The sequence below is a fragment of the Flavobacterium sp. P3_A6 genome, assembly GCF_056403035.1.
Map to the genome: position 1 here is coordinate 1 of NZ_JBFUGG010000042.1, position 9,141 is coordinate 9,141.

The following is a 9,141-nucleotide window of genomic DNA, read 5'->3' on the forward strand; positions in this document are numbered from 1 at the left end:
GAAGGAACGTTATTGGGGACAACATTTTTGGGCAAGTGGTTATGGTGTTTGGAGTACTGGAAATATAACCGATAAAATGGTAAATGAATATTTGGAACATCATAGAAGAAAAGAGAATGACGATAATTCAAATTTCATTCTCGAATGAAATAGATGAGGGACTTTCAGTCCCTCGTAAAACAAACCTCTGCACTTTCAGTGCAGAGTGGTTTAGTACTATATTAAAATTGCGATGGTTCTTTTAAATATGACGTTTTGACAATGGGAATAACAAACTATTCACAGTCAAATAAAGTATCAACCATTAACTTAAAAAGTTATGCTGTCTTTTTCAGTAAATCAAACATTGGACAACGGCTGCAGCGTTTCTTTTCGCTTTTCTTGTATTTTTCACAACAGCTGGATTTGCAGTTTCCTGCTAATTGACAACTGGATTTAAAACCTTCAAGAGCTTTTAATTTTTTAAGGATTTCTTTTTTATCCTTTTTTTTCTTCTTGTCCTTTTTCTCCTTTTCTTTTTCTTTCTTGCTCAAGGTAACTGCGAATTATAGTTATGAATCTGTTCGGGATTTGGTATAAAGAATTTAAAACCAATGCAAATGTATGTTGTTTTTATCTATTCTAAATAAACTTTAACATTTTTGGAACAAAAAAACCTCAAAATGCTGTACATGCATTTTGAGGTTTTTATTTTATTAAGAGGTGTCTTAGATTATTTCGCAGCAGCGCCACTATTGGCAGCAGCACTTACAACTGAAAGCTGCTGAATGTCACGGTCAAAAAGATATAATCCGCCTTTGTCGTCACCAATCAAATTGATTTTGTCTAAAATCGTTTTGGCCGTAGCTTCTTCTTCAATTTGCTCGGCTACATACCATTGCAGAAAGTTGTGAGTTGCATAGTCTTTTTCTTGAAAAGTAATATGCACCAGTTCATTGATAGATTCTGAAACAAAAATTTCGTGTTTGTATAACTCTTCAAACATTCCTTTGAAAGTCTCGTAAGTCGTTTTTGGTGCTTTCAGGTCTGTAACTTGAGCATGACCGCCACGTTCATTAATGTACTTTATTAATTTCAGCATGTGCAAACGCTCTTCATCAGATTGAGCATACATAAATTGGGCAATTCCTTCCAGTCCGTTTACCTCGGACCAACAAGCCATTGAAAGGTAAATTTGAGAGGATTCTGCTTCAATTCGGATTTGTTTATTCAGCGCGTCTTCTATATTTTTTAACAGCATGATTTCTAGTTTTTAGTAAAATTAGAAAAAAAAAAGTTTAATAATGCCCATTTTATGTCTAAAAAGAAATAGTTGGGTTCAATTTAGAATCTTTAAAATGTTAGAACATAATATCAAAAGGATAAATTAAACAGATGAAAGGATCAAAATACTAAGCCAAAAACTAAAATAAAAGCACAAAAAACTTTGTCTGATTGTTAGCAAACATTTCCTTAAATTTGCTTCCATTATTTAGTTATAAAAATCAAACTATGTTACAAATTGCATTTATTAGAGAGAATCAAGAGAAAGTAATCAGCGCTTTGGCCAAAAGAAATATGGATGCCAGAGAAGTTGTTGAAGAAGTGGTACAATTGGATGAAAAACGACGCGCTACGCAAGTAGAGTTAGATACTGTTTTATCCGAATCTAATAAATTATCCAAAGATATCGGCGATTTGATGAAAGCCGGCGAGAAATCTAAAGCGGCAATCCTTAAAGAAAAAACGGTTCTGTTAAAAGAAAAAAGCAAAGCATTAGCTGAAAATGCTGTTGTTTTGGCAAATGAACTGACTGAGAAATTATACACACTGCCTAACCTTCCTGCCGATATTGTTCCTGTTGGAAAAACACCGGAGGATAACTTAAATGTTTATGAAGAAGGCGATATTCCGGTTTTGCACGAGGGAGCGCAGCCGCACTGGGAATTGGTAAAACAGTATGATATTATTGATTTTGAACTTGGAAATAAAATTACGGGAGCAGGATTTCCTGTTTACAAAGGAAAAGGCGCCCGTTTGCAGCGTGCCTTAATCAATTATTTTTTGGACAAAAATACGGCAGCAGGATATCAGGAAGTTCAGGTTCCTCATTTTGTAAATGAAGCTTCGGCTTATGGAACGGGGCAGTTGCCGGACAAAGAAGGGCAAATGTATCATGACGCAACCGATAATTTATATTTGATTCCAACTGCTGAGGTTCCTGTTACTAATATTTTTAGAGATGTAATCTTAAGCGAAAATGAGTTTCCCGTATTGCGAACTGCCTATACGCCTTGTTTCCGTCGTGAAGCAGGTTCTTATGGTGCTCACGTTCGCGGTTTGAACCGTTTGCATCAATTTGACAAAGTGGAAATCGTTCGTGTGGAGCACCCCGATAAATCTTATGAAGCTTTGGACGGAATGGTAGAGCATGTCAAAAGTATTCTGCAAGAATTGAAATTGCCTTTCCGAATTTTACGCCTTTGCGGAGGAGATATGGGTTTCACATCGGCTTTGACGTATGATTTTGAAGTATATTCTACGGCGCAGGAACGCTGGCTGGAGATTTCATCCGTTTCTAATTTTGAAACTTTTCAGGCGAACCGTTTGAAATTGCGTTTCAAGGATAAAGACGGGAAAAACCAATTGGCACACACGCTTAATGGAAGTTCATTGGCTCTGCCAAGAGTTCTTGCCGGACTTTTAGAAAATTATCAAACTCCGGAAGGAATCGTAATTCCAGAAGTATTGCGTCCGTACTGCGGGTTTGATATTATAGATTAATTCAAGTTTTCAGTATGAAATTAAAAATCGCACTATGTTTATTTCTAATTTTTTTGGTTGTAGGATGTGGAAATTCACAAAAAAAAGATGATGCGGGTAATTATGAATTGAAGTTAAATTCGCCAACAAAAAATGACGATGCAGCGAAATATTATAATGATGGATATGCAGAATTTCATAAAGAGAATTATGTAGATGCAATCAAAAATTATAAAAAAGCAATACAACTTGATTCTAATTATACGGATGCTATAGATAATTGTGCATTGTCATATCGTAGATTGAATAAATTAGACAGTGCCGAATATTATTACAAACTATCATTGAAAAAATTACCGACAAATGAACTTGCAATTAGCAATTTAGGTTTGGTTTATATGTTTAAAAATGATTTTAAAACTGCTAAATCTACATTTAGAAAATTATTAAAAATGAATCCTAATAATGGAGATGGATTGTATAGTCTATCGGAAGTTTATTTGAGAGAAAACAAAAATGATTCTGCTATAATTTATAGTTCAAAAGCATATGAAGTTTGGAAAAATAATAATTCAGAATTTTCAGCAGATGCGTTATATTATACAGGACTTGGATATCTTCAAAAAGGAGATAAAAAGAGTGCAATGGATTATTTTATTCGTGCAAATAAATTGGGTAAAAATATTCCTCCCGAAATACAAAAACAATTAAAATAATTTACCATTTTTTGCCTGATCTTCATTTAGTTATTTGGTTTATAAGATTGATTTTCCCAAGAAAAAAAATGCTATAAAAAATGAAAAAACTCTTTCTACATATCGCCTTGTTTTTTTCATTAATTGGGTTTTCCCAAAATGAGCAATTGGCACAATATTATTATGATAGAGGAGATTTTGACAAAGCATTGGTCAGCTATCAGGAATTATCAAATAGTCTGCCGTCTAATCCTTTTTATTTTCAGCGAAAAATTGACTGTATGCAGCAGCTGCTTCAGTTTGCTCCAGCCGAAAAGGAAATACAGGATCGATTGGCAAGCTCCAAGCAGTCTACGCTATTGGTCGAATTAGGGTATAATTTTCAATTACAGAAAAATGATGCTAAGGCCAAAAAGTACTATGATGAGGCAATAGACAGAATCCGAAAAAATCCAAATGAAGTGTATGGCGTCGCCAATACTTTTGAAAAAAAAGTATTGCTCGAATATGCTTTAAAATCTTATCTGGTGGCGGGTGAAATAGTGCCAACATTTGATTTTAAATATCAGACGGCCTTGCTCTATGGCCAATTAGGCAGAACTGATGAAATGATCGCTAATTTTTTGGAAGAGGCATTCGAAAATCAGCAATCGGCATTGATGATTCAAAATCAATTGACACGCTACATGTCTAGAGATGAAGATTCCAAATTCAATGAAAGTCTTAGAAAAGCATTGATTGTCCGAGTTCAAAAAAATCAGGATGTATTTTGGAATCAGTTTTTGAGCTGGTTTTACATGCAGCAAAAAGAATTTGGAAAAGCTTTTATCCAGGAAAAAGCGATTTACAAACGAAATCCGGAATCGCTTACCAACATTCTTAGTTTAGGTCAAATGGCCATTGAAGAAGGAAATCAGGACGTCGCCATAGAGGTTATGAATTATGTGCTGGAAAATACTGCAGATGTAGAATTGATTGTGAAAGCGCAAAGCTATTTATTGCAGATGAGAATGGAAAAAGCGCAGGAAAAAGATTTTGCCGCTATCAATACTCAATTTGATGCACTGTTAAAACAATACGGCATAACGCCAGTTACCTTATCTTTGCAGCTGAAACAGGCGCATTTTGCAAGTTTCATAATGAAAAATCCTATTGAGGGAAAATCCATTATAAAACGGGCCATGGAGATGCAGCTGAATCAGTTTGATCAGGCACAATGCAAAATGGAATTGGCAGATATTTTGCTTTCCGAAGAAAAATTTAATCAGGCATTGCTTTATTATTCGCAAATTCAGGAGAATCTGCAAAACAATGTAATGTCGCATGAAGCAAGTTTAAAGTCAGCCAAAACAAGTTATTTTAAAACTGATTTTGAATGGGCTTTGAAACAGTTTAAAGAGCTAAAATCAGCCAGTACGCAGTTAATTGCTAATGATGCTTTAGAGTATTTTTTACTGATTAATGACAATACAGTAGCCGATTCCACTCAAACGGCCTTAAAGCAATTTGCCAAAGGGGATTATCTTTTGTACCAAAATAGAAATCAGGAAGCTATAGTTCAGTTTCAGCAGATTCTAAAAAGTTTCAAAGGACAGGAAATTGAAACCGTAACTTTATTGCGTTTGGGCAGATTGTATGAAAAGCTGGGCGATAATACTTTGGCTTTGGCACAATATCAGGATATTATTGAGCATCACAGCGACGGAATTTATATTGACGAAGCTTTGTATTTCTCGGCAGAGATTTATAATAAACAATTGCAGCAACCGGATAAAGCGAAGGCGTTGTATGAGAAGATTATTTTTGGACATCAGGACAGCATTTATTTTGTAGATGCAAGGAGGAAATTTAGGGAATTGCGGGGAGATACGAACTTGTAAAATTGCAATATCAATATCAATTACAAAAAAAGCAAAATACAGGATACAAATTAGAATGTGGGGAATAGGTAATTCTTTTAAAGTCTTAATTCTCCAATCTTAATACTTTTAAAAAATGATAATATACAACGTTACCACCAACATACACGAAAGCGTTCATGACCAATGGATGATCTGGATGCAGCACAAACACATTCCAGAAATGCTGGCTTGCGGAAAATTTATTTCAGCTCGTTTGGTTCGTGTTTTGGTAGAAGAAGAAATGGGAGGCGTTACCTATTCTGTTCAATATACAACAGACAGTAAGGAAACATTAGAAAAATATTACCAGGAAGATGCTCCTAAACTAAGGGAAGAAGGCGTAAAATTGTTTGGCGATAAAATGCTGACTTTTAGAACCGAATTACAAGTGATTTCAGAGCATTAGAAAATATGTAGGATTAGGCGTTTGCATTGTCTAGACTTTCTTAAAATGTAAATTACGAAAAAATAAAAGCTTAGCGTCTTTGCGTCTTCGCGGTTAAATAAAACAAAATGGAAAAAGTAACAGCCAAAAAACACCTCGGACAGCATTTTTTAAAAGACGAAAGCGTGGCGCAAGCCATCGCCGATACTCTGAATTTAGAAGGTTATGAAGATGTGCTGGAAATAGGGCCTGGGATGGGAGTGCTGACTAAGTATTTATTGGAAAAACCAATCAATACTTTCGTTATCGAAATTGATACCGAATCAGTTGAATATTTGGGTGTTCATTATGACAAACTGAAAGATCGAATCATTTCCAAGGATTTCTTGAAATATGATATCAACGAAGTTTTCGCAGGAAAACAATTCGCCATAATTGGTAATTTTCCGTATAATATTTCGACGCAGATTGTTTTCAAAGCATTGGAATACCGCAATCAGATTCCTGAATTTGCAGGAATGTTTCAAAAAGAAGTTGCCGAGCGCATCTGTGAAAAAAAAGGAACCAAAGCTTATGGAATTCTGTCTGTTTTGGCGCAGGCTTTTTATGATGCCGAGTATTTGTTTACCGTAGATGAAAATGTGTTCAATCCGCCACCCAAAGTAAAATCGGGCGTTTTGCGTTTGCGCAGGAAAGAAGACTTTAGTTTGCCTTGTGGCGAAAAATTGTTTTTTACTGTAGTGAAAACGGCTTTTCAGCAACGCAGAAAGACCTTGCGTAACAGTTTAAAAACCTTAAATTTGTCCGATAGTTTGAGAGAAGATACCGTTTTTAACATGCGTCCCGAACAATTAGATTACAAAGAATTTATAGCATTGACCCAAAAAATTGAAGCCGATGGACGAGTTTAAAATCAGTAAAGAATTAATACTGCAGCTCGGTGAATTCATTCAAAGTAAAAATGACCAGCAGCTGGAAGTTTTATTGAATGATATGCACCATGCTGATATTGCCGAAGTTTTAGATGAATTAGACTTTGATCAAGCCACATATATCTTTAAAGTTTTAGACAGTGAGAAAACTGCCGAGATTCTTTTAGAGTTAGAAGACGACTTACGAGAGAATATATTAAGCAGGCTTTCGCCAAAAGAGATTGCCGAAGAGCTTGATGAATTAGAGACCAATGATGCTGCCGATATTATCGGGGAACTTTCGAAAGAGAAAAAAGCCGAAGTAATATCTGAACTACAGGACGTTGAGCATGCCAAGGACATTGTAGAGCTGTTGCGTTATAAAGAAGATACCGCTGGTGGAATCATGCATAAGGAGCTGGTAAAAGTCAACGAGAATTGGAATGTGCTTACCTGTGTAAAGGAAATGCGTATTCAAGCCGAAAACATTTCGAGAGTTCATTCTATCTATGTGGTTGATGATGAAGACCGTTTAAAAGGAAGATTGTCGCTCAAAGACCTGCTGACTACTTCTACCAGAACCAATATCAGCGATGTGTATATTCGAAAACTGAATTCTGTAAATGTAGATACCGAAGATGTTGAGGTGGCCAGAATCATGCAGAAATACGATTTGGAAGCTATTCCTGTGGTAGACGAATTAGGACGTTTGGTGGGGCGAATCACCATTGACGATATTGTGGACGTAATTAAAGATGAAGCCGAAAAAGATTACCAGTTGGCTGCGGGGATTACCAATGACGTAGAGTCCAGTGATACCGTTATGGAGTTAATGAAAGCGAGATTACCTTGGCTTTTGATAGGAATGGTAATTGAAATCATTGCTTCAAAGGTTCTTGAAGGTAATCAAACTACGGGGCAGAAATATTTTACTTTAATGATTTTTGTGCCCTTACTTTCGGCAACAGCTGGAAACATAGGTGTACAGGCATCTGCGATTGTGGTGCAAGGCTTGGCAAACGGAACTTTAAAACAATATAGCAGACAATATTTGTCTAAGGAACTTTCGGTTGCGATGATTTCGGGAACAATAATATCATTATTTTTATTTTTGTATCATTCTTTAGTGTATCAGCAATATTTAGTTGGATTTGCTATCTCTATTTCGATGCTGGTGGTAATAGTATTTGCCGCTTCATTAGGGGTAGTGGTGCCACTGTTTTTGCACAGAAGGAAAATTGATCCTGCTATTGCGACAGGGCCTTTTATTACAACTACAAACGATGTTTTCGGTATCATGATTTATTTTGGGATAGCTAGGCTCATATTAGGATATTAGCTATTGATGGTTTAATAATTTAACAATTCTCCCGAATTTATTTAAATTTAAAAATAATAAATTCGGGATAATTCGTGTACTTTGCATCCGAAAAGAATCCACGCAAACAGGTGAATGAAAGGCATTAAATCGGCTTTTTCCGGATTCTATCACTTTTAACCTTAGAATAAAAGCAATCAAAATGAAAGTACATATCATAGGCGGAGGAAACCTTGGCGCTTCTGTCGCAATAGGAATAGCAAAATTCACTAAAGACAATCAAGTAACCGTAACCAGACGCAACCTAGCGCCTATTTCTCATTTAAAAGACTTAGGAATTACTCTTACTACAGACAATACGAGCAATATTCAGGAAGCAGATGTTATTATTCTGACTATAAAACCATATCAAGTAGATACCGTTTTGGCCGAAATACTGCCAGCTATTTCAAACAAAGTAATCGCTTCGGCGGTAAGCGGGCTTTCTATCGAGAATTTGCAAAACAAAATAGGTGATAACCATAGTGCTGTGCGTATTATGCCAAATATTGCCGCACAATTTGGTGCATCGGCTACTTGTATTGCCTATCACGAAAAAAACAAAGAAAAAGCACAAGAAACCGTAGCTCTTTTTCAAGGATTGGGAACAGCTCCCATCATTGACGAAAAACTGATGGACGCAGCGACAGTCCTTGCTGCAAGCGGAACTGCATTTGCATTGCGATACATCCGTGCTTCTATGCAGGCGGGAATCGAAATTGGATTTGACTGGAAGACAGCTTTGGAAATATCAGCACAAACGGTAAAAGGTGCTGCTGAAATGCTTCTTGAGGAAAAAGGACACCCGGAGCAATTAATCGACCGCGTAACTACACCGCAAGGCTGTACCATTGCGGGATTGAATGAAATGGAATTGCATGGTTTCAGTTCTTCTTTAATCAAAGGAATCAAAACTTCATTAAAACAGATTAAGGGGTAAAAGCTCTGTTTGGGCGTGTCCGCAAAATACAAAGAGGCTTACTAGTATTACTAGACTGCACCCAAAAGTTTAGACGAATTTATAATTAAATTTGATAATAATGAGCTCGATATTGTATCGGGCTCATTCCTTTTAGATTTAGCTTGATTCTGTCGTTATTATAATACTTTATATATTCAATTATCTCACGTTTTAATTGATTTATGGAAC

General features: G+C 36.0%; 11 protein-coding genes. 8 read left to right on the forward strand and 3 right to left on the reverse strand.

Annotated features, from left to right (window positions below; all coding sequences use genetic code 11):
• A partial coding sequence (locus AC1DVP_RS21060) for a transposase (RefSeq protein ID WP_477185441.1) occupies positions 1-148 on the forward strand: 148 nt, incomplete at its 5' end.
• A gap of 169 nt (positions 149-317) precedes the next feature.
• On the opposite strand, the gene AC1DVP_RS21065 is transcribed toward AC1DVP_RS21060, so the two are convergent.
• Together AC1DVP_RS21065 and AC1DVP_RS21070 are read right to left on the reverse strand one after the other, a co-directional pair.
• Complete coding sequence (locus AC1DVP_RS21065) at positions 318-533, reverse strand: hypothetical protein (protein WP_477185432.1); 216 nt, start codon at positions 531-533, stop codon at positions 318-320.
• Positions 534-712: 179 nt separating this feature from the next.
• Positions 713-1,240, reverse strand: a complete 528-nt coding sequence (locus tag AC1DVP_RS21070) for a ferritin (protein WP_477185433.1) — start codon at positions 1,238-1,240, stop codon at positions 713-715.
• Between the two features lie 251 nt (positions 1,241-1,491).
• On the opposite strand from AC1DVP_RS21070, the gene serS reads away from it, so the two are divergent.
• From serS to proC, 7 genes are all read left to right on the forward strand, one after another.
• The gene (serS, locus tag AC1DVP_RS21075) at positions 1,492-2,763 is read left to right on the forward strand and encodes a serine--tRNA ligase (protein ID WP_477185434.1); all 1,272 of its coding nucleotides are present in this window, start codon (positions 1,492-1,494) and stop codon (positions 2,761-2,763) included.
• Between the two features lie 14 nt (positions 2,764-2,777).
• A complete protein-coding gene (locus tag AC1DVP_RS21080) occupies positions 2,778-3,458 on the forward strand; it encodes a tetratricopeptide repeat protein (RefSeq protein ID WP_477185435.1) in 681 nt (226 codons plus the stop codon).
• A gap of 80 nt (positions 3,459-3,538) precedes the next feature.
• Entirely contained in the window at positions 3,539-5,317 is a 1,779-nt protein-coding gene (locus AC1DVP_RS21085; RefSeq protein ID WP_477185436.1) for a tetratricopeptide repeat protein, read from the forward strand.
• A gap of 115 nt (positions 5,318-5,432) precedes the next feature.
• Complete coding sequence (locus AC1DVP_RS21090; protein ID WP_477185437.1) at positions 5,433-5,744, forward strand: DUF4286 family protein; 312 nt, start codon at positions 5,433-5,435, stop codon at positions 5,742-5,744.
• A gap of 107 nt (positions 5,745-5,851) precedes the next feature.
• Positions 5,852-6,634, forward strand: coding sequence for a 16S rRNA (adenine(1518)-N(6)/adenine(1519)-N(6))-dimethyltransferase RsmA (rsmA, locus tag AC1DVP_RS21095; RefSeq protein WP_477185438.1), 783 nt, complete (start codon positions 5,852-5,854; stop codon positions 6,632-6,634).
• The gene (gene mgtE / locus AC1DVP_RS21100; RefSeq protein WP_477185439.1) at positions 6,621-7,973 is read left to right on the forward strand and encodes a magnesium transporter; all 1,353 of its coding nucleotides are present in this window, start codon (positions 6,621-6,623) and stop codon (positions 7,971-7,973) included. Before rsmA ends, mgtE begins: the two co-directional genes overlap by 14 nt.
• A gap of 181 nt (positions 7,974-8,154) precedes the next feature.
• A complete protein-coding gene (gene proC, locus AC1DVP_RS21105) occupies positions 8,155-8,931 on the forward strand; it encodes a pyrroline-5-carboxylate reductase (protein WP_477185440.1) in 777 nt (258 codons plus the stop codon).
• 85 nt (positions 8,932-9,016) lie between these two features.
• On the opposite strand, the gene AC1DVP_RS21110 is transcribed toward proC, so the two are convergent.
• Positions 9,017-9,141: IS3 family transposase (locus AC1DVP_RS21110; RefSeq protein ID WP_477185442.1), on the reverse strand; the 125-nt coding region annotated here is incomplete at its 5' end.